The sequence below is a fragment of the Stenotrophomonas sp. YJH_SMC_69 genome (genome assembly GCF_059370495.1).
In genome coordinates, this window is record NZ_JCAFTS010000001.1 from 263,721 (window position 1) to 290,346 (window position 26,626).

General features: G+C 67.3%; 21 protein-coding genes and 1 tRNA gene. 14 read left to right on the forward strand and 8 right to left on the reverse strand.

Annotation, left to right across the window (positions count from 1 at the left end; genetic code table 11):
* Position 1: 1 nt before the first annotated feature.
* Both AC5P8F_RS01290 and uvrA read right to left on the reverse strand, forming a co-directional pair.
* Entirely contained in the window at positions 2 to 409 is a 408-nt protein-coding gene (locus tag AC5P8F_RS01290) for an acyl-CoA thioesterase (RefSeq protein WP_032956469.1), read from the reverse strand.
* Complete coding sequence (gene uvrA, locus AC5P8F_RS01295; RefSeq protein ID WP_495227560.1) at positions 409 to 3,402, reverse strand: excinuclease ABC subunit UvrA; 2,994 nt, start codon at positions 3,400 to 3,402, stop codon at positions 409 to 411. Before uvrA ends, AC5P8F_RS01290 begins: the two co-directional genes overlap by 1 nt.
* Positions 3,403 to 3,720: 318 nt before the next feature.
* On the opposite strand from uvrA, the gene rplU reads away from it, so the two are divergent.
* The 3 genes from rplU to cgtA all read left to right on the forward strand — a co-directional run bounded on the left by rplU (position 3,721) and on the right by cgtA (position 5,557).
* On the forward strand, positions 3,721 to 4,029 hold the full coding sequence (gene rplU, locus AC5P8F_RS01300) for a 50S ribosomal protein L21 (RefSeq protein ID WP_005408557.1): 309 nt from the start codon (positions 3,721 to 3,723) through the stop codon (positions 4,027 to 4,029).
* Between the two features lie 18 nt (positions 4,030 to 4,047).
* Entirely contained in the window at positions 4,048 to 4,311 is a 264-nt protein-coding gene (gene rpmA, locus AC5P8F_RS01305; protein ID WP_005408558.1) for a 50S ribosomal protein L27, read from the forward strand.
* Between the two features lie 193 nt (positions 4,312 to 4,504).
* Entirely contained in the window at positions 4,505 to 5,557 is a 1,053-nt protein-coding gene (cgtA, locus tag AC5P8F_RS01310; protein WP_014646373.1) for an Obg family GTPase CgtA, read from the forward strand.
* Between the two features lie 177 nt (positions 5,558 to 5,734).
* Here the strand turns inward: cgtA and rpsT are convergent, their stop codons facing one another.
* Positions 5,735 to 6,004 (reverse strand): 30S ribosomal protein S20, encoded by a 270-nt coding sequence (gene rpsT / locus AC5P8F_RS01315; RefSeq protein WP_005408560.1) that lies wholly within the window; start codon positions 6,002 to 6,004, stop codon positions 5,735 to 5,737.
* Between the two features lie 117 nt (positions 6,005 to 6,121).
* Between rpsT and murJ the strand changes: the two genes are divergently transcribed.
* The 7 genes from murJ to AC5P8F_RS01350 all read left to right on the forward strand — a co-directional run bounded on the left by murJ (position 6,122) and on the right by AC5P8F_RS01350 (position 15,847).
* On the forward strand, positions 6,122 to 7,726 hold the full coding sequence (murJ, locus tag AC5P8F_RS01320) for a murein biosynthesis integral membrane protein MurJ (protein WP_032956397.1): 1,605 nt from the start codon (positions 6,122 to 6,124) through the stop codon (positions 7,724 to 7,726).
* Positions 7,727 to 7,801: 75 nt separating this feature from the next.
* Positions 7,802 to 8,749 (forward strand): bifunctional riboflavin kinase/FAD synthetase, encoded by a 948-nt coding sequence (locus AC5P8F_RS01325; RefSeq protein ID WP_014646375.1) that lies wholly within the window; start codon positions 7,802 to 7,804, stop codon positions 8,747 to 8,749.
* Positions 8,746 to 11,577: an isoleucine--tRNA ligase gene (gene ileS, locus AC5P8F_RS01330; protein WP_111206925.1), complete on the forward strand. Its 2,832-nt coding sequence runs from the start codon at positions 8,746 to 8,748 to the stop codon at positions 11,575 to 11,577. Before AC5P8F_RS01325 ends, ileS begins: the two co-directional genes overlap by 4 nt.
* Positions 11,577 to 12,101 (forward strand): signal peptidase II, encoded by a 525-nt coding sequence (gene lspA / locus AC5P8F_RS01335; RefSeq protein WP_014646377.1) that lies wholly within the window; start codon positions 11,577 to 11,579, stop codon positions 12,099 to 12,101. The genes ileS and lspA overlap by 1 nt, the downstream gene beginning before the upstream one ends.
* A gap of 27 nt (positions 12,102 to 12,128) precedes the next feature.
* A complete protein-coding gene (gene ispH, locus AC5P8F_RS01340) occupies positions 12,129 to 13,079 on the forward strand; it encodes a 4-hydroxy-3-methylbut-2-enyl diphosphate reductase (RefSeq protein ID WP_005408565.1) in 951 nt (316 codons plus the stop codon).
* Between the two features lie 198 nt (positions 13,080 to 13,277).
* Complete coding sequence (locus AC5P8F_RS01345) at positions 13,278 to 15,161, forward strand: M61 family metallopeptidase (RefSeq protein ID WP_346601144.1); 1,884 nt, start codon at positions 13,278 to 13,280, stop codon at positions 15,159 to 15,161.
* Positions 15,158 to 15,847, forward strand: a complete 690-nt coding sequence (locus AC5P8F_RS01350; protein WP_169410923.1) for a lysoplasmalogenase family protein — start codon at positions 15,158 to 15,160, stop codon at positions 15,845 to 15,847. Before AC5P8F_RS01345 ends, AC5P8F_RS01350 begins: the two co-directional genes overlap by 4 nt.
* 59 nt (positions 15,848 to 15,906) lie before the next feature.
* Here AC5P8F_RS01350 and AC5P8F_RS01355 read toward each other — a convergent pair whose 3' ends face one another.
* From AC5P8F_RS01355 to AC5P8F_RS01375, 5 genes are read right to left on the reverse strand one after another with little or no spacing between them, the layout of a single operon-like run.
* Positions 15,907 to 16,614: a hypothetical protein gene (locus tag AC5P8F_RS01355; RefSeq protein ID WP_049441217.1), complete on the reverse strand. Its 708-nt coding sequence runs from the start codon at positions 16,612 to 16,614 to the stop codon at positions 15,907 to 15,909.
* Entirely contained in the window at positions 16,611 to 17,567 is a 957-nt protein-coding gene (locus AC5P8F_RS01360) for a hypothetical protein (RefSeq protein WP_346601143.1), read from the reverse strand. Before AC5P8F_RS01360 ends, AC5P8F_RS01355 begins: the two co-directional genes overlap by 4 nt.
* A gap of 45 nt (positions 17,568 to 17,612) precedes the next feature.
* Positions 17,613 to 20,411, reverse strand: coding sequence for a TonB-dependent receptor plug domain-containing protein (locus AC5P8F_RS01365; RefSeq protein WP_495227561.1), 2,799 nt, complete (start codon positions 20,409 to 20,411; stop codon positions 17,613 to 17,615).
* A gap of 14 nt (positions 20,412 to 20,425) precedes the next feature.
* Positions 20,426 to 21,394: a FecR family protein gene (locus AC5P8F_RS01370; protein WP_495227562.1), complete on the reverse strand. Its 969-nt coding sequence runs from the start codon at positions 21,392 to 21,394 to the stop codon at positions 20,426 to 20,428.
* A complete protein-coding gene (locus AC5P8F_RS01375) occupies positions 21,391 to 21,924 on the reverse strand; it encodes an RNA polymerase sigma factor (RefSeq protein WP_075076110.1) in 534 nt (177 codons plus the stop codon). Before AC5P8F_RS01375 ends, AC5P8F_RS01370 begins: the two co-directional genes overlap by 4 nt.
* Positions 21,925 to 22,156: 232 nt before the next feature.
* On the opposite strand from AC5P8F_RS01375, the gene AC5P8F_RS01380 reads away from it, so the two are divergent.
* From AC5P8F_RS01380 to AC5P8F_RS01395, 4 genes are all read left to right on the forward strand, one after another.
* Entirely contained in the window at positions 22,157 to 25,030 is a 2,874-nt protein-coding gene (locus AC5P8F_RS01380) for an autotransporter domain-containing protein (RefSeq protein WP_495227563.1), read from the forward strand.
* 97 nt (positions 25,031 to 25,127) lie between these two features.
* On the forward strand, positions 25,128 to 26,132 hold the full coding sequence (locus AC5P8F_RS01385; protein WP_495227564.1) for a 2-hydroxyacid dehydrogenase: 1,005 nt from the start codon (positions 25,128 to 25,130) through the stop codon (positions 26,130 to 26,132).
* A gap of 52 nt (positions 26,133 to 26,184) precedes the next feature.
* Positions 26,185 to 26,427, forward strand: coding sequence for a hypothetical protein (locus AC5P8F_RS01390; RefSeq protein ID WP_495227565.1), 243 nt, complete (start codon positions 26,185 to 26,187; stop codon positions 26,425 to 26,427).
* A gap of 35 nt (positions 26,428 to 26,462) precedes the next feature.
* A tRNA-Thr gene (locus tag AC5P8F_RS01395) sits at positions 26,463 to 26,538 on the forward strand.
* Positions 26,539 to 26,626: the final 88 nt, after the last annotated feature.

A 26,626-nucleotide genomic window follows, 5' to 3' on the forward strand; every position in this document is an offset into this window, starting at 1 on the left:
GTCAAGTGGAGGCGCTGCGGATCGCCTCCGGCAGCGGCGCGCTCTTGCCGGTCTGCGTATCCATCCACACCACCACCACGTTGCCGTCGGAATACAGCTTCGACGCGTCCTGCTGGTCGACGATGCGGTGGCCGATGGTCACGCTGCTGTTGCCCAGGCGCTCGACGAACAGCTCGACCAGTATGTCGTTGGGCCACACGATCGGCAGCCGGTAATTGACGTTGGTCGCGGCCACCACCGGTGCGATGCGGTCGGTCATCGATACGCCGTCCACGCCCAGCATCCAGCGCACGCGCGCTTCTTCCAGGTAGGAAATGTACTTGGCGTTGTTGACGTGGCCCATGCTGTCCATGTCACGCCAGCGCACGCTGATCGGGATGCGGGCCAGGATCTTGTGTTCGCTGCTCATCAGGCGTCCTTCTTCTTCGATGTGCTCTTGCTGGCCTTGCCGGTGCTCTTGGCGGCCGCGGCCTTCTTGGCAACCTTGGCCGGCTTCTCAGGCTTCACCTTGCGTGGCGGGCGGGCGTCGGGCTTGTCGGCCACGGCGGCCGGCTGTTCCGGGCGCGCGCTGGTGGACGGCAGCATGCGCGCCAGGAACTGGCCGGTATACGACTGCGGACAGGCCGCCACGTCTTCCGGCGTGCCGGTGACCAGGATGGTGCCACCGCGGTGGCCGCCTTCCGGACCCAGGTCGACGATCCAGTCGGCGGTCTTGATCACGTCCAGGTTGTGCTCGATCACCACCACCGTGTTGCCTTCGTCGCGCAGCTTGTGCAGCACGCCCAGCAGCGCTTCGATGTCGTGGAAGTGCAGGCCGGTGGTCGGTTCGTCGAGGATGTACAGGGTGCGGCCGGTATCGCGGCGCGACAGTTCCTTGGACAGCTTCACGCGCTGTGCTTCACCACCGGACAGCGTGGTCGCGCTCTGGCCCAGTTTGATGTAGCTCAAGCCGACGTCGACCAGGGTTTCCAGCTTGCGTGCGATCGACGGCACCGGTTCGAACAGCTTCAGTGCATCCTCGACGGTCATTTCCAGCACGTCGTTGATGTTGAAGCCCTTGTACAGGATCTCGAGCGTCTCGCGGTTGTAGCGCTTGCCATGGCAGACGTCGCAGGGCACGTACACGTCCGGCAGGAAGTGCATCTCCACCTTGATCAGGCCGTCGCCCTGGCAGGCTTCGCAGCGGCCACCGCGCACGTTGAAGCTGAAACGGCCCGGCGAATAGCCACGCGCACGCGCTTCGGGCACCTGTGCGAACAGTTCGCGCAGGGGGGTGAACAGGCCGGTGTAGGTGGCCGGGTTCGAACGCGGGGTGCGGCCGATCGGTGACTGGTCGATGTCCACCACCTTGTCGAACAGGTCCAGGCCATCGATCTCCTTGTACGGGGCGATCGGGTGCGAGGAACCGTTGATCTCGTTGGCGGCCAGCGAGAACAGGGTGTCGTTGATCAGGGTGGACTTGCCGGAGCCGGACACACCGGTCACGCAGGTCAGCAGGCCCGACGGAATCGCCAGGTCCACACCCTTGAGGTTGTTGCCGCTGGCCCCGCGCAGGTGCAGGGTCATCTTCGGGTTCGGCTTGTGCCGGCGCGCGGGGATCTCGATCGCGCGCTTGCCCGACAGGTACTGGCCGGTCAGCGAGCGCGGTGCCTCCAGGATGTCCTGCAGGGTGCCCTGGCCGACGATCTCGCCGCCATGCACGCCCGCGCCCGGGCCGATGTCCAGCACGTAGTCGGCCAGGCGGATCGCATCCTCGTCATGCTCGACCACGATCACCGTGTTGCCGAGGTCGCGCAGGCGGGTGAGGGTGCCGAGCAGGCGCTCGTTGTCGCGCTGGTGCAGGCCGATCGACGGCTCGTCGAGCACGTACATCACGCCGACCAGGCCGGCGCCGATCTGGCTGGCCAGGCGGATGCGCTGTGCCTCGCCACCGGACAGGGTGTCGGCCTTGCGTTCCAGGGTCAGGTAATCCAGGCCCACATCGACCAGGAAGCCCAGGCGCTCACCGATTTCCTTGACGATCTTCGCGGCGATCTCGCCACGCCAGCCCGGCAGGCTCAGTTCGCTGAAGAATTTCAGCGCCTCGTCGATCGGCAGCACCACCAGCTCCGGCAGCGGGCGGTCGGCCACGAACACGTTGCGTGCCGCTTTGTTCAGGCGCGCGCCATGGCATTCCGGGCACGGCTGTTCGCTGATGTACTTGGACAGCTCTTCGCGCACCGCCGGCGATTCGGTTTCCTTGTAGCGGCGCTCGAGGTTGGGAATGATGCCCTCGAAGCGGTGCTTGCGCTGGGTGCGGCCACCGGCTTCGGTGAAGTAGGTGAAGGTGATCGCCTCATCGCCGCTGCCGTACAGCACGGCCTGCTGCACGTTCTGCGGCAGCGAGTTCCATGCCGCGTCGACGTCGAACCGGTAGTGCTTGGCCAGCGAGGCGATCAGCTGGAAGTAATAGGCGTTGCGACGGTCCCAGCCGCGCACCGCGCCGGCGGCCAGCGACAGCTCGGGATGCACCACCACGCGCGAAGGATCGAAGAATTCGGCCATGCCCAGGCCGTCGCAGCCGGGGCACGCGCCCATCGGTGCGTTGAACGAGAACAGGCGCGGTTCCAGCTCCGGCAGCGAGTAATCGCAGACCGGACAGGAGTACTTGGAGGAGAACAGCGTCGGCGAAGCGTCGGCACTGTCCAGGCTCTGCACCGAGGCCATGCCGTCGCCCAGCTTCAGCGCGGTTTCGAAGCTCTCGGCCAGGCGCTGCTTGATGTCCTCGCGCGGGCGGAAGCGGTCGATCACCGCCTCGATGGTGTGCTTCTGGCGCAGCGCCAGCGGCGGCACCGCATCGATTTCATGCAGCTCGCCGTCCACGCGCACGCGCACGAAACCCTGCGCGCGCAGCTGGTCGAACACCTGGGCATGCTCGCCCTTGCGGTCGCGGATGACCGGGGCCAGCAGCATGTAGCGCTGTTCCGGGTCCAGGGTCAGCACCTGGTCGACCATCTGGCTGACCGTCTGCGCCTCCAGCGGATAGCCGTGGTCCGGGCAGCGCGGGGTGCCGACGCGGGCGTACAGCAGGCGCAGGTAGTCGTAGATCTCGGTGATCGTGCCGACCGTCGAACGCGGGTTGTGCGAGGTCGACTTCTGCTCGATCGAGATCGCCGGGGACAGGCCCTCGATGTGGTCCAGGTCCGGCTTTTCCATCACGCTCAGGAACTGGCGCGCATAGGCCGACAGCGACTCGACATAGCGGCGCTGGCCTTCTGCATAGATGGTGTCGAACGCCAGCGAGGACTTGCCCGAGCCGGACAGGCCGGTGATCACGATCAGCTTGTCGCGGGGCAGGTCGAGGTCGAGGTTCTTCAGGTTGTGCGTCCGCGCGCCGCGGATGCGGATGAAATCCATCGCCATGGGGGATCCGGTTGTGGGGGCGTTGGCTGGGTGCCGGGCCAGCAGGGAACGGCAATCGGTCAGCCTACCGAGGTGACCAGATGGGGGCAATGGGCGACAATGCCAGCCCGATGTCTCATCTGGTGAGACAGGCCGTCAGGCAGGGGTCAGATCCCTTTTCACGGGGTGAAAAGGGATCTGACCCCGTTCCGGAGCCGTCCTCCCGCGGCATTCGGGGGTTGACTTGACCCGCGCCCGCTGATCTGCGTACAATTCCGCTCCTGTCCGCCCTCGATGGCGGCAGCTCAGACCACAATAACTACAGAGGAAGGCCTGGTCATGTACGCAGTACTGGTCACCGGCGGTAAGCAATACCGCGTGGCGCAGGGCGAAAAGCTCCGCATTGAAAAGCTCGAAGTCGAAGTCGGCAGCGAGATCAAGTTTGACAACATCCTGATGCTGGGTGACAGCGACGGCGTGAAGCTGGGCGATGCGCTGAAGGGCGCTGCCGTCACCGCCAAGGTCCTGTCCCAGGGTCGTGCTGACAAGGTCCGGATCATCAAGTTCCGTCGCCGCAAGCACCACATGAAGCGTCAGGGTCACCGTCAGTACTACACCGAAATCGAGATCACCGGCATCGCCGGCTAAGCATCAGGAGAAGCAGTCATGGCACATAAAAAGGGCGTAGGCTCCTCGCGCAACGGTCGCGACTCCAACCCGAAGTACCTGGGCGTCAAGATCTTCGGCGGCCAGGCCATCGAAGCCGGCAACATCATCGTGCGTCAGCGCGGCACCCAGTTCCACCCGGGCACCGGCGTTGGCCTGGGCCGTGACCACACCCTGTTCGCCCTCGTGGACGGCAAGGTGGAGTTCTCGGTCAAGGGCGCCAAGAAGCGTCGCACCGTCAGCATCGTCTCGGCCGACGCCTGATCCAGGCATCGCCGGCACCCGTGCCGCGGCATGGCCGTGCTGGATGAAGAGCACGCTGCATGGAGAGCCCCGCTTCGGCGGGGCTTTTCGTTAGAGTTGAAGCAAGACCGGCTGGGCCGGGTTGCCGGCCCGCGGCCGGCATGACATTCAAGGTGGCGGCCAACAGGTCGCGCCCATCGCAGGCATCGAAACAATGAAACTGGTAGACGAAGCAGAAATCGAAGTGTTCGCCGGCAACGGCGGCAACGGCTGCATTGGCTTCCGTCGCGAGAAGTTCATTCCGCTCGGCGGCCCGGACGGCGGCGACGGCGGTGCGGGCGGCAGCGTGTACATCCGCGCCGACGAAAACCTGAACACCCTGGTCGACTTCCGCCATGAGCGTATCTTCAAGGCGCAGCGCGGCGAGAACGGCATGGGCCGCCAGGCCTATGGCAAGGGCGGCGAAGACCTGACCATCACCGTGCCGGTCGGCACCGTGGTCATCAACGTTGCCACCGATGAAGTCATCGGCGACCTGACCCAGCACGGCGACCGCCTGCTGGTGGCCAAGGGCGGTCGCGGTGGCCTGGGCAACATGCACTTCAAGAGCTCGACCAACCGCTCGCCGCGCCAGGCGCTGCCAGGCGAGCCGGGCGAAGAGCGCACGCTGAAGCTGGAGCTGAAGCTGCTGGCCGATGTCGGCCTGCTGGGCTTCCCCAACGCCGGCAAGAGCACCCTGATCCGTGCCGTTTCGGCGGCAACGCCGAAGGTGGCCGATTACCCGTTCACCACGCTGTACCCGAACCTGGGCGTGGTGAAGGTGGAGAACCACCGCAGCTTCGTGATCGCCGACATTCCGGGCCTGATCGAAGGTGCTGCGGACGGCGCCGGCCTGGGTGCGCAGTTCCTGCGCCACCTGCAGCGCACCCGCCTGCTGCTGCACCTGGTGGATATCTCGCCGATGGAAGGCGGCGTGGAGGGCATTTCGCCGGTGGAGCAGGTGCGTGCGATCGAACGCGAGCTGGAGAAGCACGATCCGGAGCTGCTGAACAAGCCGCGCTGGCTGGTGCTGAACAAGGCTGACCTGATGTTCGAAGACGAGGCGCAGGCCGCGGCCGAGCAGATCGTCGCCGAGCTGGGCTGGAAGGAGCCGTGGTTCCTGGTTTCCGCGCTGGGCCGCGAAGGTACCTTCCCGATCATGAGCCGGATCATGGCCTTCTTCGATCGCCAGAAGGAAGACGAGCTGGAAGCCCGCAACGCGCAGTGATGCCGTTGTGGTTCCATGCGGAAAACCCGGCTTCGGCCGGGTTTTTTGTTGTTGGGGTCAGATCCCTTTTTCGCTGGAAAAGGGATCTGACCCCGGGATCGCAGGCAACAAAAAACCCGGCCGGGGCCGGGCTTTTGTCTGCTGCCCAACCCCGAAGGGCAGGGCGGCAACGCCGGATCAGGCGGCCTTGAGGGCCTTGATGCGGTCGTTCAGGCGGCTCTTGTGGCGAGCAGCCTTGTTCTTGTGGATCAGGCCACGCGCGCTGAAGCGATCCAGGATCGGCTGGGCAACGGCGAAGGCGGCTTCGGCGCCGGCGGCATCGTTGGCGTCCAGCGCCTTGATCACTTTCTTGACAGCGGTGCGCAGCATCGAGCGCTGAGCCACGTTGCGCGCGTTGCGCACGACGGTCTGCTTGGCGCGCTTCTTGGCGGACTTGATATTGGCCACGGTGGTGGTTTCCTGAAAAAATCGGTGTTATGGGAACAGCAAGCTAGCTAGTATGATGGCCCGAGAAATGCACGTCAAGTCGATTGTCAAGAGGGACGCTGAGTGAGTTCACCGAAGATGTTGCGGGGCCTGCTGTCGTTCAGCAGCATGACCATGGTCTCGCGGGTTCTCGGACTTGTCCGGGATCAGGTGATCACTACCACGTTCGGCACCAATGCGGTTACCGATGCGTTCTGGGTTGCCTTCAGGATACCCAATTTCCTGCGCCGGTTGTTCGCGGAGGGGTCCTTCTCCACCGCCTTCGTGCCGGTGTTCACCGAGGTGAAGGAGACCCGCAGCCACGCCGAACTGCGTGAGCTGATGTCCCGGACCGCCGGCACCTTGGGCGGGGTGCTGATGCTGGTCACCGCCCTGGCGCTGATCTTCGCGCCGCAGCTGGCGGTGGCATTCTCAAGTGGTGCTGATACCGACCCGGTCAAGCAGACCCTGCTGGTCGACCTGTTCCGCCTGACCTTCCCGTTCCTGCTGTTCGTGTCGCTGACCGCGCTGGCCGGCGGTGCGCTGAACAGCTTCCAGCGCTTCGCGATGCCGGCGCTGACCCCGGTCATCCTCAACCTGTGCATGATCGCCGGTGCGCTGTGGCTGGCGCCGCGGCTGGGCGGCACCCCGGAGAAGCAGATCCTGGCGCTGGGCTGGGCGGTGCTGGCGGCCGGTCTCCTGCAGTTGCTGTTCCAGCTGCCCTCGCTGAAGGGCATCAACCTGCTGACCCTGCCGCGCTGGGGCTGGAACCATCCGGGCGTGCGCAAGGTGCTGACGCTGATGGTGCCGACCCTGTTCGGTTCGTCGGTGGCGCAGATCAACCTGCTGCTGGATACCCTCATCGCGGCCAAGCTGACCGACGGCTCGCAGTCCTGGCTGTCGCTGGCCGATCGCTTCCTGGAGCTGCCGCTGGGCGTGTTCGGCGTGGCGCTGGGCACGGTGATCCTGCCGGCGCTGGCCCGCCACCATGTCAGCACCGACCGCGAGGGCTTCTCGCGCTCGCTGGACTGGGGCCTGCGCATGACCCTGCTGATCTCGGTGCCGGCGATGCTGGGCCTGGTGCTGCTGGCCGAGCCGCTGATCGCCACGCTGTTCCAGTACCGCCAGTTCACCGCGTTCGATACCCGCATGACCGCGCTGTCGGTATACGGCCTGAGCTTCGGCCTGCCGGCGTTCGCGCTGCTGAAAGTGGTGCTGCCGGCGTTCTATGCGCGGCAGGACACCAAGACCCCGGTGCGTGCCGGCGTGGCCGCGCTGGTGGCCAACATGGTGTTCAACTTCGCGCTGCTGGCCGTGCTGTACCAGGTGATGGTGCCCGACGCGCTGAAGGCGCAGGGCGTGATGGCGGCGATCGGCAAGCAGCCGGGCCTGCACCTGGCGCTGGGCATTGCCAGTGCGCTGTCCAGTTACCTGAACCTGGGCCTGCTCTGGTACTGGCTGGGCAAGACCGACGTCTACCAGCGGCGGCCGGGCTGGGGCGGCTATCTGGTGCGGCTGGGGGTGGCCTGCGTGGCCATGGTCGGCGTGCTGCTGGCCCTGCTGCACTGGGTCCCCGACTTCACCGGCATGGACAAATGGCACCGTATCGGTGGCCTGATGCTGCTGGTCGGCGGCGGCGGCGCGACCTACGCGGTGGCCATGCTGGCGATGGGCTTCCGCCCGCGCGACCTGCGCGGGCATTGATCGCGGTCCGTGGCGGCTATACTTCAGGGTTACACCATTGAAGCGGCGGCCCCGGTCGGGCCGGAACGAGAGTTGATGAGCAGGCTGTTCAGAAGCGTCGAGGGCGGGGAGCTGTTCCCCAACGGAAGCGTGGTCTGTATCGGTGCATTCGACGGCCTCCACCTGGGCCATCGTGCGCTGGTCCGCCACGCGGTTGCCCGCGCGCGCGCCTTGGGCGTGGCCGCAGTGGCCGTGGCATTCGAGCCGCTGCCGCGTGAATTCTTCGCCCAGGGCACGCCGCCGCCGCGGCTGACCCTGGCGCGCAGCAAGGTCGAGATCCTGCGCGAGCTCGGCGTCGATGCGATCGGCCTGCTGCGTTTCGACGCGGCGATGGCGGCGATGCCGGCCGAGACCTTCGTGCGCCGGTTGCTGGTGCACCGGCTGGGCGCCCGCGAAGTGTGGATCGGGCCCGAGTTCTGCTTCGGCAACCGCCGCCGCGGTGATCTGGCACTGCTGCAGGAGATGGGCGCCGAACTCGGCTTCACCGCGGGCGAGATCGAAGCGGTGGACCTGCATGGCGAGCGCATCTCCAGCACCCGCATCCGCCAGCTGCTGCAGGAGGGCGATTTCGCCCGCGCCAACGACCTGCTCGGCCGCCCCTACGCGATCAGCGGGCGGGTGGTGCGCGGGCGCCAGCTCGGCCGTACGCTGGGCTTCCCCACCGCCAACCTGCGCTTCCCGAAGACCCCGGCACTGTCGGGCATCTACGCGACCTGGGTGCACGGCGTGTTCGACCAGCCCTGGCCTTCGGTGTCCAGCTTCGGTACGCGGCCGACGGTGGAGGGCGTGGAGCCGCTGCTGGAAGCCCACCTGTTCGATTTCCAGGGCGACCTGTACGGCCGCCACATCGACGTGGAGTTCGTCGCCAAGCTGCGCGACGAAGAGAAATTCAATGATCTGGCGGCGCTGACCGACCAGATGCACCGCGACGCCGAACAGGCGCGCGCCATCCTTTCCGAACATAGATTGCGAGCCACTGCGTGAGCCAGGACTACAAGACCACCCTGAACCTGCCAGCCACCGAATTCCCGATGCGCGGCGACCTGCCCAAGCGCGAGCCGGGCATTCTGGCGCGGTGGGAAGAGCAGGGGCTCTACCAGCAGCTGCGCGACAACGCCGCCGGCCGCCCGCTGTTCGTGCTGCATGACGGCCCGCCATACGCCAACGGCCGCATCCACCTGGGCCACGCGGTCAACAAGATCCTGAAGGACATCATCGTCAAGTCGCGCTACCTGGCCGGCTTCGATGCGCCCTACGTGCCGGGCTGGGACTGCCATGGCCTGCCGATCGAGATAGCGGTCGAGAAGAAGTGGGGCAAGGTCGGCACCAAGCTTGACGCCGTCGAATTCCGCCAGAAGTGCCGCGAGTTCGCCGAAGAGCAGATCAACATCCAGCGCGTGGACTTCAAGCGCCTGGGCGTGACCGGTGACTGGGACAACCCGTACAAGACCCTGAGCTTCGATTTCGAAGCCAACGAGATCCGCGCGCTGGCCAAGGTCGTGGCCAACGGCCACCTGGTCCGCGGCGCCAAGCCGGTGTACTGGTGCTTCGACTGTGGCTCGGCGCTGGCCGAGGCCGAGATCGAGTACCAGGAAAAGGAATCGCCGGCGATCGACGTGGCCTACGCCGCACGTGATGCGCAGGCCATCGGCCAGGCGTTCGGCGTGAGCGTGCCGGCCGACGTCGAAGTGGCCGTACCGATCTGGACCACCACCCCGTGGACGCTGCCGGCCTCGCTGGCGGTGTCGCTGGGCGCGGAGATCCGCTACGTGCTGGCCGAAGGCCCGGCCCACAACGGCAAGCGCCGCTGGCTGGTGCTGGCCGCGGCCCTGGCCGAGCGCGCGCTGCAGCGCTATGGCGTGGACGAAGTGGTGCTGCACGGTGAAACCACCGGCGCTGCGCTGGAAAACCAGCTGCTGGCGCATCCGTTCTACCCGGAGCGCGAGATCCTGGTGCTCAATGGCGACCATGTCTCCGACGAGGACGGTACCGGTGCGGTGCACACCGCCCCCGGCCACGGCCAGGAAGACTTCGTGGTCAGCCAGAAGTACGGCCTGCTGGACAAGTACAACGCTGGCCAGGTCACTCCGATCGACGGCCGCGGCGTGTACCTGGAATCGACCCCGCCGGCCGGTGACGTGGTGCTGGCGGGCCAGCACCTGTGGAAGGCGCAGGAGGCCATCGTCGGCGTGCTGCGCGACAACGGTTCGCTGCTGGCGTTCCATCCGATCCGCCACAGCTACCCGCACTGCTGGCGCCACAAGACGCCGGTGGTGTTCCGCGCCACTCCGCAGTGGTTCATCTCGATGGACAAGGCCAACCTGCGCAACGATGCGCTGGCCGCCATCGACACCGTCGGCTGGTTCCCGACCTGGGGCAAGGCGCGCATCCAGAGCATGGTCGACGGTCGCCCGGACTGGACCATCTCGCGCCAGCGCACCTGGGGCGTGCCGATCGCACTGTTCACCCACCGCCAGACCGGCGAGATCCATCCGCGTTCGGTGGAGCTGATGCAGCAGGTCGCCGACCGCGTCGAAGCCGAGGGCATCGACGTGTGGTATTCGCTGGACGCCGCCGAACTGCTCGGTGCCGACGCGGCCGACTACGAGAAGGTCACCGACATCCTCGACGTCTGGTTCGATTCGGGCGTGACCCATGAAGGCGTGCTCGCCGCGCGTGGCTTCGGCAAGCCGGCCGACCTGTACCTGGAAGGGTCCGACCAGCACCGCGGCTGGTTCCAGTCCTCGCTGCTGACCGGCGTGGCGATCGACAAGCGCGCCCCGTACAAGCAGTGCCTGACCCACGGCTTCACCGTGGACGAGCACGGCCGCAAGATGTCCAAGTCGCTGGGCAACGGTATCGAGCCGCAGGACATCATGAACAAGCTGGGCGCGGACATCCTGCGCCTGTGGATCGCCTCGGCCGACTACAGCAACGAGATGTCGCTGTCGCAGGAGATCCTCAAGCGCAACGCCGACGCCTACCGCCGCCTGCGCAACACCGCGCGCTTCCTGCTCGGCAACCTGGACGGTTTCGACCCGGCGCTGCACCTGCAGCCGCTCGAGCAGATGGTCGCGCTGGACCGCTGGATCGTGCATCGCGCGTGGGAGCTGCAGGAGAAGATCAAGGCGGCCTACGACGGCTACAACATGGCCGAGATCGTGCAGCTGCTGCTGAACTTCTGCAGCGTGGACCTGGGCTCGCTGTACCTGGACGTGACCAAGGACCGGCTGTACACCATGCCGACCGATTCGCACGGTCGCCGTTCGGCCCAGAGCGCGATGTACCACATCGCCGAAGCGTTCACCCGCTGGGTGGCGCCGATCCTGACCTTCACCGCCGACGAGCTGTGGGGCTACCTGCCGGGCGAACGCGCCGGCCACGTGCTGTTCACCACCTGGTATGACGGCCTGGCGCCGTTGCCGGCCGATGCCCAGCTCAATGCCGCCGACTTCGACCAGCTGCTGGCCGTGCGCGAGCAGGTGGCCAAGGTGCTCGAGCCGATGCGCGCCAACGGTGCGATCGGTGCGGCGCTGGAAGCGGAGATCACCATCGCCGCCAGCGAAGAACAGGCCGCGCGCTGGCAGCCGCTGGCCGATGAACTGCGTTTCCTGTTCATCAGTGGCGACGTGCAGGTGCGCCCGGCGACCACCGACGAGGTGTTCGTCAGCGCCCAGCCGACCACCAAGGCCAAGTGCGTGCGCTGCTGGCACCACCGCGCCGACGTCGGCAGCAACGCCGACCATCCCGAGCTGTGCGGCCGTTGCGTGAGCAACGTGACCGGCGCCGGCGAAGTGCGGAGCTGGTTCTGATGGCCGCGCCCCGTCCGCATCCGAACGCCCTGGTCTGGCTGCTGCTGTCGGTGGCCATCATCGGCCTGGACCAGTGGTCCAAGGCCTGGGTGCTGTCCAGCCTGCCGGAGTTCCAGCCGGTGGTGGTCATCGACGGCTTCTGGAACTGGTACCGCACCTACAACACCGGCGCGGCATTCAGTTTCCTGAGCGACGCGGGTGGCTGGCAGAAGTACTTCTTCACCGCGCTGGCGATCGCCATCAGCGGGCTGATGGCGTGGTGGCTGCGCGGCACCGCCCGCGGCAACTGGAAGGCCGCGGTGCCGTATGCGCTGATCATCGGTGGCGCCATCGGCAACGTGATCGACCGCCAGGTGCACGGCCACGTGGTCGACTTCATCCAGTGGTACGTGGGCAGCTACACCTGGCCCTCGTTCAACATCGCCGACTCGGCCATCGTGGTGGGTGCCATCGGCATCGCGCTGTTTGGCCTGTTCGACGGCAAGTCCGCCAAAAAGGCGGATAATGCCAACCCGAAACCGTAAGCCGGCTGCCGCCGGGAGACTGAACTGATGGATGTGCTGCTCGCCAACCCGCGTGGTTTCTGTGCCGGTGTCGATCGTGCGATCGAGATCGTCAAGCGCGCGATCGAAACGCTGGGCGCGCCCATCTATGTCCGCCATGAAGTGGTGCACAACCGCTTCGTGGTCGACGACCTGAAGCAGCGCGGCGCGATCTTCGTCGAAGAGCTCGACGAGGTTCCGGACAACAACACCGTGATCTTCAGCGCGCATGGCGTGTCCCAGGCCGTGCGCCAGGAAGCCGAGCGCCGTGGCCTGAAGGTGTTCGACGCCACCTGCCCGCTGGTGACCAAGGTCCACTTCGAGGTCGCCCGCCACTGCCGTGCCGGCCGTGACGTGGTGCTGATCGGCCACGCCGGTCACCCGGAGGTGGAAGGCACCATGGGCCAGTGGAACCGCGAAGCCGGGACCGGGCAGATCTACCTGGTCGAGGATGTCGAGCAGGTCGCGACGCTGCAGATCAACCAGCCGGAAAACTTCGCCTACACCACCCAGACCACGCTGTCGGTGGATGACACGCGCGGCATCATCGATGCGCTGCGCGAGCGGTTCCCTGCGATGCAGGGCCCGAAGAACGACGACATCTGCTACGCCACGCAGAACCGCCAGGATGCTGTGCGCGACCTGGCCAAGCGCTGCGACCTGGTGCTGGTGGTCGGTTCGCCGAACAGCTCCAACTCCAACCGTCTGAGCGAGCTGGCCCGCCGCGAAGGCGTGGAGTCGTACCTGATCGATGGTGCGCACGAGATCGACCCGGCATGGGTGGCAGGCAAGCAGCACATCGGCGTGACCGCCGGCGCCTCGGCGCCGCAGGTGCTGGTCGATGGCGTGCTGGCGCGCCTGGCCGAGCTGGGCGCCACCGGCGTGGGCGAGCTGGACGGCGAACCGGAATCGATGGTGTTCGCGCTGCCGAAGGAACTGCGCCTGCGCCTGGTCGACTGAGCGCGGAAGGACGTCTGCAGGGTACGGCCCGCCACTACCCGGTGTGGGTGCGAACCGAAACTGATCTGGTGGGTGCGAACCTTGGTTCGCACGCCTTTGGCATGGCCGGGTGGGCGCACCGCCCATGACCTTTGGCCATGGGGCCGGCCATCGCACAGGCCTAGCATCGGAGGATTCCCCGTTGTTGGAAACTGCCTGATGAAGACCCGAGCCCTGGCGATGTCGTTGCTGTTCGCGCTGGCGGCCACGCCTGCACTTGCGCAGACCTCGCCACCGGCCAACGCGGCAGCCCCAGGACTGCTGCGCATCGATGTGGACGCGCGCGATCTGGCCCGGCGCATCTTCAAGGTGACCGCCACCGTGCCGGCCACGCCCGGCCCGATGACCCTGCTGTACCCGCAGTGGATTCCCGGCAACCATTCGCCCACCGGCCCGATCGACAAGCTGGCCGGCCTGCGCGTGACCGCCAACGGCAAGCCGCTGGCCTGGCAGCGTGACCAGTACAACGTCTATGCGTTCAAGGTGGACGTGCCGGAGGGCGTGAGCGAGATCGTCGCCCACTTCGATTTCCTGTCCTCGCAGGGCGGCAGCCAGGGCCGGGTGGTGATGACCCCGGAAATGCTCAACCTGCAGTGGAACGCCAACTCGCTGTATCCGGCCGGCATCGACGCGCGCCAGCTGCAGGCGCAGGCCAGCGTGACCCTGCCCAGGGGCTGGTCGTTCGCCACTGCATTGGAGACCGCGCGCCGCGACGGTGACACCGTGGTGTTCAAGCCGATCTCCTATGACCATCTGGTCGATTCGCCCTTGTTTGCCGGCGAGCACTACCAGCGCATCGATCTCGATCCGGGCGCGAAGGTGCCGGTGCACCTCAACGTGTTTGCCGACGACGCCAAATCGCTGAAGCCGAGCGAGGCGCAGATCACGATGCACCGCGCGCTGGTGCAGCAGGCCGACAAGCTCTACGGCGCGCGGCACTACAACCACTATGAGTTCCTGCTGGCATTGACCGACCGCCTCGGCGGCATCGGCCTGGAGCATCACCGTTCCAGTGAGAACAGCGCCGACCCGGGCTACTTCACCGAGTGGGACAACAACGCGTGGATGCGCGATCTGCTGCCGCACGAGTACACCCATTCCTGGAACGGCAAGTACCGTCGCGGCGCGGATCTCGCCACCGCCAACTTCAACACGCCGATGGGCGACAGCCTGCTGTGGGTCTACGAAGGCCAGACCCAGTTCTGGGGCCAGGTGCTGGCGGCGCGTTCAGGGCTGTGGTCGACCGCGCAGGCGCGCGACATGCTGGCCAACGTGGCCGCGACCTATGACCGTGGTCGCCCGGGCCTGGCCTGGCGGCCGCTGCAGGACACCACCAATGACCCGACCATCGCGCAGCGCCGCACGCTGCCTTACCGCAACTATCAGATGAGCGAGGACTACTACTCCGGCGGCCAGATGCTGTGGCTGGAAGTGGAGGGCAAGCTGCGCGAACTGAGCGGCAACCGGCGTAGCCTGGATGACTTCGCACGTGCGTTCTTCGGCGTCGGCAACGGCGACTGGGACGTCAACCCGTACACCTTCGACGACGTGGTCGCGACCTTGAACGGCATAGCGCCGTATGACTGGGCGACGTTCCTGCGCGGGCGCCTGGACGGCCACGGTTCGTTGACCGGCGGCCTGGAACTGGCGGGCTGGAAGCTGGTCTACCGCGATACGCCGAACGATGCCTACAAGGCGCAGGAAAAACGCGCCAAGGCGGCATTGCTGGCGTACTCGCTGGGTGCGACCGTGCTCGACAGCGGCGTGGTCGGCGACGTGATCTGGGACAGCCCGGCGTTCAATGCTGGCCTGGCGCCGGGCATGAAGCTGATTGCCGTTGGCGGGCGCGAGTACAGCAGCCAGCGCTTGAAGGATGCGGTAGCTGCGGCGGCGAAGGACAAGGCGCCGATCGTACTGCTGGTGAAGCAGTTCGACCGCATCGAAACGATGAACATCGCCTACCACGGTGGCCTGCAGTACCCGGTGCTGGAGCGTATCGCCGGCAAGCCTGACCGCCTTGCGGACCTGTGGAAGGCACGATGAAACCGCGCGCCCGCGATGGCGTGATCCTGTTGATGGCGATCCTCGCCATCCTCGGTGCGTTCCTGCACGGCGACGGGCGCTGGCTGCATTGGCTGGCCAAGCCGACCACCACGCTGCTGATCGCTGGCATCGCCTGGCGCGTGCATGATCCAGCGCAGCCGTTCTACCGACGCGCGGTGCTGGCTGGCATGCTGCTGTCGTGCGTGGGGGATATCGCGCTGATGTTGCCGGTGGATGCGTTCGTGCCGGGGCTGGTCGCGTTCCTGCTGGCGCACCTCTGCTACATCGTCGCCTTCCGCGATGGCCTGCGTGCCGGGCGTGGCCTGCTCGCCGCCAGCGTCCTGCTCGGTGCGTTCGCTGTACTCAATGTACTTGGTCTGTGGCCGCACCTGCCCGCACCGATGCGCATTCCGGTGCTGGCATACGTGGTGGTGCTAGCCTCGATGGCGGTCCTGGCGCTCGCACGCCAGTGGCGGCGACCGCACACCGATGCAATGGATGCCAGCAGCTCCCGCTGGGCGGCCGCCGGTGCGCTGCTGTTCGTCGCCAGCGACTCGCTGCTGGCCTGGGACCGCTTCGCCGGCGGCCTGCCACTGGCCAGCCTGCTGGTGCTGTCCACGTACTACGGCGCGCAGTACGCCATCGCCCGCTCCGTGAAACAGCAAAAAGGGGACGGAGGGGATTAAGTCGCAGACGGCACCAAGGCACAAACGACTTAATCCCCTCCGTCCCCTTTTCGCGTTGACTATCGGAGGGTCGCGTTGCCGGAACGGCCTTGTGCGTCGAAAGAGAGGCGTGCGGACTGGCGATCACCGGCGACTTCGTCCGGCAGCCAGACCAGAGTGCCACCCTTGCGCACGATCACATAGACGTGGCCGACTTCACCGGGAGTGCCCATCAATGCGTTGCGCTGTGCCTGCAGTGCCTGGGCCACGCGCGGCACCGCCTCGAAATCGATGTTGGCCAGCGCCGTGCTGCTGCGGCGCAGGGTGATGGTGGGCGCGAAGCGCTGCGGATTGACCGGGTCGCCCTTGCGCCACTGGCCGCGTTCGAAGTGGTAGCTGTCCACGCGCGACGGCTGCTGCGGATCCACCAGGTCCAGATTGATCCGGCCATCGTCGTAGAAGTGGATGCTGTGGAATACCGTCAGCCGGTGCCCGGCCAGCGCAGGCATCTGTTCCAGTGCCTGGCGGGCGGCCAGCAGGTAGTCCGCATCGAACAACCGGTTGTTGCGTTCGGGCACCGGCGGCAACCGCGGCTCGGTCATCGGCGCGAGCGAAGCGGGCCTCTCGCGCGCTGGCGGCATGGCGATCGGCGCGCTTGCGCTGTTGGCCTGCACCGAATGGCCCAGTGTTTCGCCCAGCGTCTGCAGGGCTCCGCCAGCCACGGCGACGCCGGCCAGCACCAGCAACACCACGGAGAACACCAGCCGGGTCGAGGGCGGCTGCTTCATACACTCTCCAGGCGAACGTTGCGGCGATCTTCCGGGTCGTACAACAGCGTGACCCGCTCGCGCGGAAGATTGGCCAGCTCGATCAACGGGATGAAGCGGCGCACGCTCACCTGCTGCACGCCACCTTCGCGGTCGATGTATTCCAGCTGGAACTCCACCTGCGGCTGCTCGTTGAGATAGGTGCCGGTCTGGCGCAGCTTCAGCACCTTCGCATCCACGCCGATGCCGCGATACTTCAGCGCGTCACCGCGGGCGTCGGCCTGCAGCAGCCGGCCGAGCAGGCGCAGGCCCAGCGCGTAGCCGCACAACACCAGCGGGCACACCAGCAGCGGATGACCGAGCGACAGGAAGGTCCAGCCCAGTCCCTCACTCTGCAGCCGATAGGCGGCCACATAGGCACTGGCCACCGCCACGATGCCGATCGCTGCGCCGACACCACGACGCCAGAGGCTGGCGACATCCAGTTCGGGCTGCGCCCCCTCCAGCACCACGTTGGGGAACGCGCCCGGCATCCGGCTCAGGCGTACCTCGATACGCTGGCCGGCAACGAAACGCTGCAGTTGCGGCTTGCTGTCCACCACCAGCATCTGTTCGTTGATGGGCGTGCCGGACAGGTTCTGGAAGCCCAGCTGCAGCTTCCACTGCGCGAAGCCGCGCACGTGCACGCCGGTCGGCTCGGCCTGTTCGATCAACGCGTCGCGCGGCTCACCGCCGGCCAGGGTGGTGCGCACCCGATGCAGCGCGCGCGGCGGGCCCAGCAGCAGGTAGTGCAGGAAGGCGAGCAGCAGGGCCAGCCACAGGATCACCGACAGCGCGAGCAGCAGCAGGGCCAGCCATGGCGCGCTGCGGTCGGCCAGTTGCACCGGCCACGACGTGCCGACATAGAGGATGCAGGGGAAGGGCAACGCGAAGAACAGCAGGAACGCGCCCCAGAACCAGAGATAGGCCTTCATGGGGTGGTGGGGAACCGATGGAACAGGGCGCGTAGGGTACTACGCTCAGCGGATCTGCAGGGTCAGCAGGAAGTAGCGGCCGAGCGGATCGTCCAGCCCCGGCATCTGGCCACCGTTGCCGACCAGATAGTTCACCGGTTGCGTGTCGAGCACGTTGTGCACGTCCAGCGCGGCGACCACGCGCGGCCCCAGGCGTCGTGCGAGATGCAGGTTCCAGCGCAGCTGCCGGGGGTTCATGCAGTGGTTCTGCTCGCGCTGTTCCTCCGGGCATTCCGCACCGGGCAGCCAGGCGCGCGTGCGCCCCACCTGGTTGCCGCGCAGGGCGATGTCCCAGTTGCTGTTCTGCCACTGCACGTTCAGCACGGCGGCCATCGTCGGCGTGACATGGCCGCGCAGGTCCACCGTTGCATCATGGCCACGTTCGCGGCGCAGTTCCTGCTGCTTCAGCGCATCGAGCGAGAACAGCCACTGGCCGGTGTTGCCGGTATCGATGTGGTACTCCCCGCGCAGTACAAAGTTGCGCGAGGTGGTGCGGCCGATGTTGTCGAAGGACAGGCGCAGGTTGCTCAGGTGGCCGTCCTCGTCCAGCTCCCAGGTGCCGGGGTTCCACACCGCGTCGGCCGGTTGCAGGGCCAGGATCTCGTTGCGCAGTTCGACGATGTTGTGGGTGAGTGACAGCGAGAACGTATCGGTCGGCGTCCAGGTCGCGGCCAGGGAATGGCTGCGCGACCGCTCGGCCTTCAACGCATCGTTCTCCACCACGTCCACGGTGACGCTGCAGCGCCCGTTGCCGCTGCTCTGCGCGCAGTCGGGCAGGGCGCTGGAGGCCGGCAGCTCGATCGCACCGAAGTAGCCCGGGGGACGCCGCTGTTCGAACAGGCTGGGCGCACGATAGCCGCGCCCGCTGGCAAGCAGGAAGGACCACTGGGGCGTGGGGCTCCAGCGCACGCCCACGCGGGGCGAAAAGGCCTGGTAGTCGCCGTCGCGGTCCCAGCGTGCGGCCAGGTCCATGCGCAGCGTGTGCGCCAGGGGCAGGCCGAGTTCGGCGTAGGCGCCGCCACTGCGGCGCGCCAGGTGGCGCTGCTCCTGCGGCAGGCCCAGCGCCAGGTCACCCTGGCTCAGCAGGGCGTCGGGATGCGAGGTCCAGCGCTCCTGGCGCAGGTCGATGCCGGTGGCCAGCTGTGCAGCACCGCCGGCCAATGGCATCAGCTCCCGCTGCATGCCCCACCAGCCCTGCCACTGCTCGGTGCGCCCGCGATTGCGGATCGACGGGAACAACTGCTCGGCCGCGCCCGCCGGCAACGAGGTGAAGCCGGGCAGGAAATCCAGTGTCTCGGCGACCCGCAGCAGGGGCTCGGCGCGCACGGTGCCCGACGTGGACAGGCTGACATCGCTGCGTTGTGCGCTGATGCCGGCATCCCAGCTGCGCCGGCCCTGGTCGCGGCCAATGCCGAAGGTGACGTCGGCGTCGGTGGCACGTACATGCGGACGCACGTTGCCGGCTTCGCGCAGCACGCTGTTGAAGGTGAACCCGTACAGGCCGATGGCAACGGCGGTTGGACCAAGGTCGAAGCGTTGCCGGTTGTGGCTGGCCCGCGCCTCGGCGTAGGCATAGCGACCTTCGCCGCGCTCATGCCGGTAGCGCAGGTAGGCCGAGGCGGTATCCGAGGCCGGTTGCAGCGAGCGTGGTCGGGCGCTGTCGAACCAGCAGGCACCATCGCGCCGCGTCAATGGGCCTTCGCAGCGTTCTGCCGGCCAGTAGCGTCCATCGCGGAACGCGCCGATCAGGTACTGCGAGGTTTCCGCATGCCATTGGCGGCGATCACCGGCCACGTGGTCGATGCGGTGCAGGTCGATGCCGGCGAACCAGCGGTCCCCTCCGTCGCGCACGCCGCCGGTGGCCGCCTGCACGCGATACTGGCCAGCGTCGCCGCGCCCGCTCAGGCCGGTCTGCAGCATGGCTTCCGGGCCGTCAGCCTGGTCGCGCAGGATGATGTTGACCACGCCGGACATCGCGTCGGCGCCATAGATGGCCGAGGCGCCGCCACGTACCAGCTCGATGCGTTCGACGAAGCTGAGCGGAATTCCCCCAAGATCGGTGAGCCCACCCTGTTCCAGCGACACCATGGGATAGCGTGGCAGGCGACGGCCATTGACCAGGAACAGGGTCGCACGCGGGCCCATGCCGTCCAGGCTGGTGGTGGTGGCCGCACCCACCGGCAGGTACTGCGAATCGCCACTGCGCGAGGTGCTCATCGCCGGGTGGCCGTTCATGCCCGGCAAGTGCCGCAGCAGGTCGAACAGGCTGCCGTAGCCGCTGCGCAGGATGTCATCGCGGTCGATGATGGTGACCGGCAGCGTGGTCTGCACGGAGGTGCGCGGCAGCCGGCTGCCGGTGACATGGATCGGCGCCAGTTCCACCTGCGGCGGCGCGTCGGCGGATTTGTGTGGCGAACGTGCTGCGGGCGTGGCGCGTGCCGCGACCGACGGTGGCGATGGCGGCGCGGGGCGGGTGCGGCGGACGACGAATCCGCCAGCAGGCGTACGCAGGATGTTCACCGGCATGCCCGCGACCAGTTCCTTCAGGGCCGCGGCCGCATCGCGGTGGCCACGGGTGCCGGCCGTGCGCAGGCCATCCAGCTCACGCGCATCGAACAGCAGGGCAATGCCGCTCTGTCGCGCCCATTGCTGCAGGGCCGGCGCCAGCGGGCCTGAGCCAACATCGACCTTCAGGGTGCCCGCTTGCTCGGCCGCAGCGGCGGACGGCAGCGCGGGGATGCCCAACGCGAGGCAGAACAGGGTGCGGAGCAGCAGCCCCCCCTGCAGCGCGCCCGGTACTGCCATCACCGCAGGCCTCCTCAGTACGTGCGGCGCAGTTCCAGCGCGCCATCCGGTCGCGTCTGGCCGGCCACCGACCAGCCCAGTTCCAGTGCCGACAGCAGTTCCTGCGCGTCGCCGGCACGGAAGGTGCCGCTTACCGCCAGGCTGGCGATCTCCGGATCGGCGATCACCAGCGGCGTGTGGCCGTAGCGGTTCATGCGTTCGACCACGATCGACAGCGGTGTGGCATCGAACACCAGCTGTCCCTGCAGCCAGCCTTCAGCGGCGGCATTGGACGATAGTGCCGGACCGGGCTGGATGCGGCCCGACGGCAGTACCTGCAGTTGCTGGCCGGGCGCCAGGGTGTGCTGGGTGCCCCCGTTGCTGACTTCCACCGCACCTTCCAGCAGTGCGACTTCGACCAGGCCATCATGCAGGCGTTCCACCTGGAAGGTGGTGCCGATGTCGCGGATGGTGCTGTCGCCGGCGCGCAGCTGCAGGGCCTTGCCCGACGGTGCGACCTGCAGCTGCAGGCGGCCACGTTCCAGCACCAGGTTGCGATGGCGCCAACCGAAACGGGCGTGCAGGGTGGTGCCCGCATCCAGCGTGGCCACGCTGCCATCGGCCAGCGTCTGCAGCCGGGGCTGGTGGGAATCGTTGGCGTAGCGCAGCGGCGTGGGGTTGCCGTCGACGGCAATCATCCAGCCGATCCCGATGGCCAGGCAGACGCCTGCGGCAGCGGCCACTGCCGGCAGCCAGCGACGCGGCGCCGGCAGTGCCGCACGTGCCGCGGCGGTGCGCAGCCACGGGTCGGCGGCCAGTTCCTCGCCCTGCTGGAACAGGGTCTCGGCCTGGACCCAGGCAGTAACATGGGCCGGGTCCTCGGCCAACCAGTCCTCGAACGTCTCGCGCTCGCCCGGCGTACAGTCCGGAGCCTCCAGCCGCGCCACCCAGGCGCTGGCGCGTTCGAACAGCTGCGTATCTTCCCTGGGCCTGGCGTGACTCATCCGTTGTCCCTGTCGTTGTGCAGCGGATCCGTTCCGAGTTCCTGGCGCAGGCCCTGCAGGGCGCGGGCGATGTGTTTTTCCACGGTCTTGGCAGTAATTCCACAGTGCCGCGCGATCTGCGTGTAGCTCATGCCGGTGATCCGGTTGAGCAGGTACACCTCGCGCGCGCGCTCGGGCAGCTTGAACAGGGCCTGCCGCAGCAGGGACAGCATCTGCCCGGACTCGGCCTGGCGCAATGGATCGGGCGACGTGCTGGAAGGCTCGTTGCCGCCATCATGTTCGGCGAGGGACAGATGCGGCCGCGACTGCGACGAACGGCCGCGGTCTGCCAGGCGGTTGCGGGCGATACGATACAGCAGCAGCCGCAGCTCGTCGGCACTGTGCGCGCGATAGCGGATCAGCCGCTCCATGCAGTCCTGCGCGATGTCCTCGGCATCCTCCGGCCCGACACCGCGCGTGCGCAGGAACGCACACAACGGCGCGCGTTCCTCCCGCACGAACGCAATGAACGCGTCCGCCGGCGCGGACAGGTCCGGCGCGCGATGGATCAGAGGAGAGGGGGCGGACAGGGCTGGCCTCGGACGTCGGTGGCGGGTACGTCTTCGAGTTTTACGCGACGATGACCGGATGGGGAAGAGTGTGCGTGGCCCACGAATCCATTGTGAATGCGTTCATGTTTCGAGGGGCGCTGCACTGGGGGAGGGCGCACCGTCCGGACGTTGAACTTTCGACCCGTGCGTTGCGGGTGGAGAGAGAGAACACATGAAGCATTCGAAGTTGAGCCTGGCCCTGGCAGCGTTGCTGGGCATCACCGCCATGGCGGCGGTTGATGACGTCATGGCAATGAATTATCACGTGCAGGACGATCGCGTCTTCCTCAGCGGCGGCGTAACCGTTGCCGATGTGGTGGCGCTGCCCGCGCTGCTGGCCAAGGCGCAGGCCGAAGGACGCCCGATCCGCGAAGTCGTGCTGCGCACGTCCAACGGTGGCGCGCTGATCGCCGGCGAGTGGCTGCAGGCGGTGATCCGCACCCAGGGCCTGGACACGATCGTGTCCGGCCACTGCATTTCGTCCTGCTCGATCATGCAGTCCGGCGGCGTCAACCGTTATCTCGGCGGCGACCTGCCGCTGGTCGATTCGGTGCAGATCCATGCCGCCAGCAGTGGTGGCAGGATCACCTACGCACCGTCGCCGCGCATGACCCAGATCTACACCGGCAACTATGGCGGCGGCATGGATGCCGGCCTGCTGCACAAGGCCATGTATGAGGTGGTGCAGCCCAATGGCCTGCTGGTGTTCCGCGACCCGGCGCGCACCACGGGTACATCGGTCACCTTCGATCCGGATGGCAGCGGCAGCAAGCTGGAGACGTTCCCTGGCCAGGACATCCGCGGCAACAACATCATCAACACGGCAGGCTATCGCGATCCGGGCGACACCCTGCATGTGACCAGCAACGTCAGCGGCGACATCAATCCGGGCTACCTGCGCACCGCGCGCCAGTTGCAGGCCTTCGTCGACGACGATTTCGCGCGCTGGAACACCGACTGGGCCAGCACCTACATCAACTACGCGGTGAGCCTGTACAACGTCTCCACGCGGGGGCCGAACGGCATCGGCACGCAGTCGCTGCAGCAGCTGCTTGCCAACCCCGACCTCCAGGACGAACTGCGCGGCCAGCTGCGGCTGGCCGATCTGGATACCTCGACCCTGGCCAACTCCGCCGGCGTGATCCGTGTCAGCAATGGCGCCACCTGGCGCACCGCCGAAACCACCGGCGCCGATTTCATGCTGGTCGACAACGGCACCATCGCGCTGGAGGGCGGCGCGCTGCGCACCCCCGAGCTGCGGGTGATGCCGGGCAGCATCGTGGTTGGCCACGGTGATATCGCATCGGTCGGCACCGACAGCGATGCCTTGCTGGATGGCACCGGCCCGTCCTGGCGCGAAGACGGCTTCAACCGCCTGCGCGTGTTTGGCACGCTGATGCCGCGTGGCGGTGATCTGGTGACCCACGGCTACGTCAACATCATGCCCGGCGGGCAGGTGCTGTTCGATGTTACCGAGGCCGGTGGCACCGGCAGTGGCCGCCTGCGTGTCGGCAGCTTCTACGATGGCGGTGCCGAAGAGGGGGCGCTGGTGATCGCGCAGGGCGCACACCTGGCGTTGAACGTCGCCCAGGGCTTCTATGCCGGCACCTACCGCCGCGATCTGGTGGAAGGGCCGATCTACCAAGGCGGTTTCCAGGATGCCGTGCGACTGGGCGACACCGGCTACAGCGCCAGCATCACCGCGGGCGAAGTATTCCGCCCGCGCCACAATTCGCTGCTCAGCTTCAACGTCAACCAGACGACCGACGGGCTGTGGCTGACCGCCAACCCGGGCTTCGATCAGCTGGGCCTGTTTGCCAACGGCACCTCCGGCGATGGACTGGGGCGCGCGCTGGCAGCCGCATCGGATCGCCAGGACAGCGGCCTGAAGTCGCTGCTCGGCGCGCTGCAGTTCACCGACCGCGATGTGATCGCACAGCAGGCCGGCGCCCTGCGCGGTGATGCACATGCCAGCCTGCGCCTGGCCGACAATGCACTGCTGGGCAGCATCGGCAACGTGGTGCAGCAGCACCAGGCAGCGATGCGCAGTGGCGGCGATGCCGATGGCCTGGCCTCGCAGGCGGCGCAGTCGGTCTCGGCGCAGCCGGGCATGCGCCATGGCAGCCTGTTCAACCAGCTGGCCATGCATCTGGTCGAGCCGGCCGGCGGGGCTGCTGGCGACGGCCGCGCGGCGGGCGGCAGCCGTGGCCTGTGGGCGCGCGGTTTTGCCAGCCATGGCCGCATCGATGCCGACGGTGGTGTGGCCGGCCTGAGCCATAACATCGGCGGCATCGTGGTCGGTGCCGACACGCGCGTGGCCGATGACCGCGTCACCCTCGGCGTCAGCGTGGCCGCCGCGGATATGTCGACCAAGGCCAGCGATGGCTCCGGTTTCAGTGGCGACGTGCGCGCGCTGGATGTGGGCGGCTACCTGGATGCGACCTATTCGCGTGGCTACCTGTCGGCGGCCGTGCGCTACACCGACCTGCGCCACGATACCCGCCGCAGCCTTTCGGCCATCGATGGCCTGCAACAGCCGCTGCGTGCCCGATACAGCAACGACGCGATCTCGGCGCGGGTGGAGCATGCGTTCTCCTTCACCACCGGCAAGGGACTGGTGATCCAGCCGCTGCTGCCGGTGGTGGATTACGCGCGGACCTCGGCCACCCGCTTCAACGAAGGGCAGGGCGCTGGTGCGCTGGCAGGACGCAGCGGCAGCCTGGAGAGCATCCGCGTGGGTGCCGGCCTGCAGCTGTTCAAGACCTTCGAGGGCAACAACGGCGAGCGCATCACCCCGCGTGCCCGCGTGGTCTGGCAGAAGGAGCTGGGCGACTCGCAGGCGCGCTATAGCACCGGTTTCGCCGCGGCCCCGGACCTGGTGTTTGGTGCCAGCAGCCAGGCCGTGGGCGAGCAGGTACTGGCCTGGAACGTGGGCGTGACCAGTCGCGCCAGCGAGCGCCTGTCGATCATGGCCGACTACGTGGGTGAGCGCCGCGACGGGCAGATCCAGAACGGCGTGATGCTGGGCCTGGGCTACCGGTTCTAAGCGGTACCCGGCCCCGGCGATATGCGTATCGCCGGGGCCATCCCATCAGGGCAGGTGCTGCGGTATGGTCGGCAGGGAAATCCAGCCAGGCCCCGTCATGCAGATCGCCGTCTTCAGTGCCCGCCCCTACGATCGTCGTTTCCTCGACGAGGCCAACCAGCGCGATGCGGCCGGGCAGGGCTTTGCATTCGTGTATTTCGATGCCGCGCTGGACGTGCATACCGCTGCGTTGGCACAGGACTGCGCCGCCGTCTGCGTGTTCGTCAATGACCGCCTCGACGCGCCGGTACTGCACGCGCTGCATGCGCTGGGCGTACGCGCCGTACTGCTGCGCTGTGCCGGCTTCAACAATGTGGACCTGGCCGCCGCGAAAGCGCTGGACCTGTTCGTCGCACGGGTGCCGGCCTATTCCCCCGAAGCCGTGGCCGAGCACGCGCTGGCGCTGGTGATGACGCTCAACCGGCAGACCCATCGCGCCTACAACCGCGTGCGCGAGGGCAACTTCATGCTCGATGGCCTGCTCGGGCGCACCCTGCATGGGCGCACGGTCGGCATCGTCGGCACCGGCAAGATCGGCCTGGCCACCGCGCGCATCTTCAAGGGCATGGGCTGCACCGTGCTGGGGCACGACCCGTATCCATCGCCGGCCTTCGCCGGCGTGGGAGACAGGGTTGGTCTGGATGAACTGCTGGCGCGGGCCGACATCGTCTCGCTGCATTGCCCGTTGACGCCCGATACCCAGCACCTGATCAATGACGCCTCGTTGGCGCGGATGAAGACCGGCGCGATGCTGGTCAACACGTCACGCGGCGCGCTTGTGGACACTCATGCGGTGATCCGCGCGCTGAAATCGCGGCGGCTGGGTCATCTGGCCATCGACGTCTACGAGCAGGAAAGCGCGCTGTTCTTCCAGGACCTTTCCGGCGAGATCATCGACGACGAGGCCTTCCAACGCCTGATGACCTTCCCCAACGTGCTGGTGACCGGCCACCAGGGCTTCTTCACCATGGAGGCGCTGCAGGAGATCTCGGCGATCACGCTGGAGAACCTGCGCGATTTCGCCGCTGGGCGCGCCTGCGTCAATGCGGTGGGTACTGGCTGATAATGCGGCCAGGTAGGCCACCGACGATGCCTGCAGAGGGAGTAATACATCCATGACCCACACGACGTTCAGGGCCATCATGAAGTGGATCAATCTGGCGGTCGCGCTGCTGATCATCCTGCTGGCGACGCGTTACCTGTGGAGCCGGGCCACCAGCGGACAGCTGGGCGGCATGCACGACGTCGCCCTGGTCGGGCTTTCGTTGTTCTGCGTGTTTTTCGGGGTGCTGACCGTGCAGTCGATCCGCCGCGCCAGGGGCAGGCAGGGGGAGCGCCAGCAGGCTGACCTCGATTGACCTGCTGATCGCCACCCCCTACAATTCCCTGCTAGGCCGGAATAGCTCAGTTGGTAGAGCGGCGCATTCGTAATGCGTAGGTCGCAGGTTCGACTCCTGTTTCCGGCACCAGTTGTAGAAAAGCCCCGGCCTTTGGTCGGGGCTTTTTGTTTGGGCTGTGCTGGCGCCGGCCCAGGGCCCGCGCCAGCGTCCGATGGAA

Coding starts and splice junctions, on each gene's coding strand:
- AC5P8F_RS01290 (WP_032956469.1), bottom strand. CDS start 409: ATGAGCAGCGAACACAAGATCCTGGCCCGCATCCCGATCAGCGTGCGC.
- uvrA (WP_495227560.1), bottom strand. CDS start 3,402: ATGGCGATGGATTTCATCCGCATCCGCGGCGCGCGGACGCACAACCTG.
- rplU (WP_005408557.1), top strand. CDS start 3,721: ATGTACGCAGTACTGGTCACCGGCGGTAAGCAATACCGCGTGGCGCAG.
- rpmA (WP_005408558.1), top strand. CDS start 4,048: ATGGCACATAAAAAGGGCGTAGGCTCCTCGCGCAACGGTCGCGACTCC.
- cgtA (WP_014646373.1), top strand. CDS start 4,505: ATGAAACTGGTAGACGAAGCAGAAATCGAAGTGTTCGCCGGCAACGGC.
- murJ (WP_032956397.1), top strand. CDS start 6,122: ATGTTGCGGGGCCTGCTGTCGTTCAGCAGCATGACCATGGTCTCGCGG.
- AC5P8F_RS01325 (WP_014646375.1), top strand. CDS start 7,802: ATGAGCAGGCTGTTCAGAAGCGTCGAGGGCGGGGAGCTGTTCCCCAAC.
- lspA (WP_014646377.1), top strand. CDS start 11,577: ATGGCCGCGCCCCGTCCGCATCCGAACGCCCTGGTCTGGCTGCTGCTG.
- ispH (WP_005408565.1), top strand. CDS start 12,129: ATGGATGTGCTGCTCGCCAACCCGCGTGGTTTCTGTGCCGGTGTCGAT.
- AC5P8F_RS01345 (WP_346601144.1), top strand. CDS start 13,278: ATGAAGACCCGAGCCCTGGCGATGTCGTTGCTGTTCGCGCTGGCGGCC.
- AC5P8F_RS01350 (WP_169410923.1), top strand. CDS start 15,158: ATGAAACCGCGCGCCCGCGATGGCGTGATCCTGTTGATGGCGATCCTC.
- AC5P8F_RS01355 (WP_049441217.1), bottom strand. CDS start 16,614: ATGAAGCAGCCGCCCTCGACCCGGCTGGTGTTCTCCGTGGTGTTGCTG.
- AC5P8F_RS01360 (WP_346601143.1), bottom strand. CDS start 17,567: ATGAAGGCCTATCTCTGGTTCTGGGGCGCGTTCCTGCTGTTCTTCGCG.
- AC5P8F_RS01365 (WP_495227561.1), bottom strand. CDS start 20,411: ATGGCAGTACCGGGCGCGCTGCAGGGGGGGCTGCTGCTCCGCACCCTG.
- AC5P8F_RS01370 (WP_495227562.1), bottom strand. CDS start 21,394: ATGAGTCACGCCAGGCCCAGGGAAGATACGCAGCTGTTCGAACGCGCC.
- AC5P8F_RS01380 (WP_495227563.1), top strand. CDS start 22,157: ATGAAGCATTCGAAGTTGAGCCTGGCCCTGGCAGCGTTGCTGGGCATC.
- AC5P8F_RS01385 (WP_495227564.1), top strand. CDS start 25,128: ATGCAGATCGCCGTCTTCAGTGCCCGCCCCTACGATCGTCGTTTCCTC.
- AC5P8F_RS01390 (WP_495227565.1), top strand. CDS start 26,185: ATGACCCACACGACGTTCAGGGCCATCATGAAGTGGATCAATCTGGCG.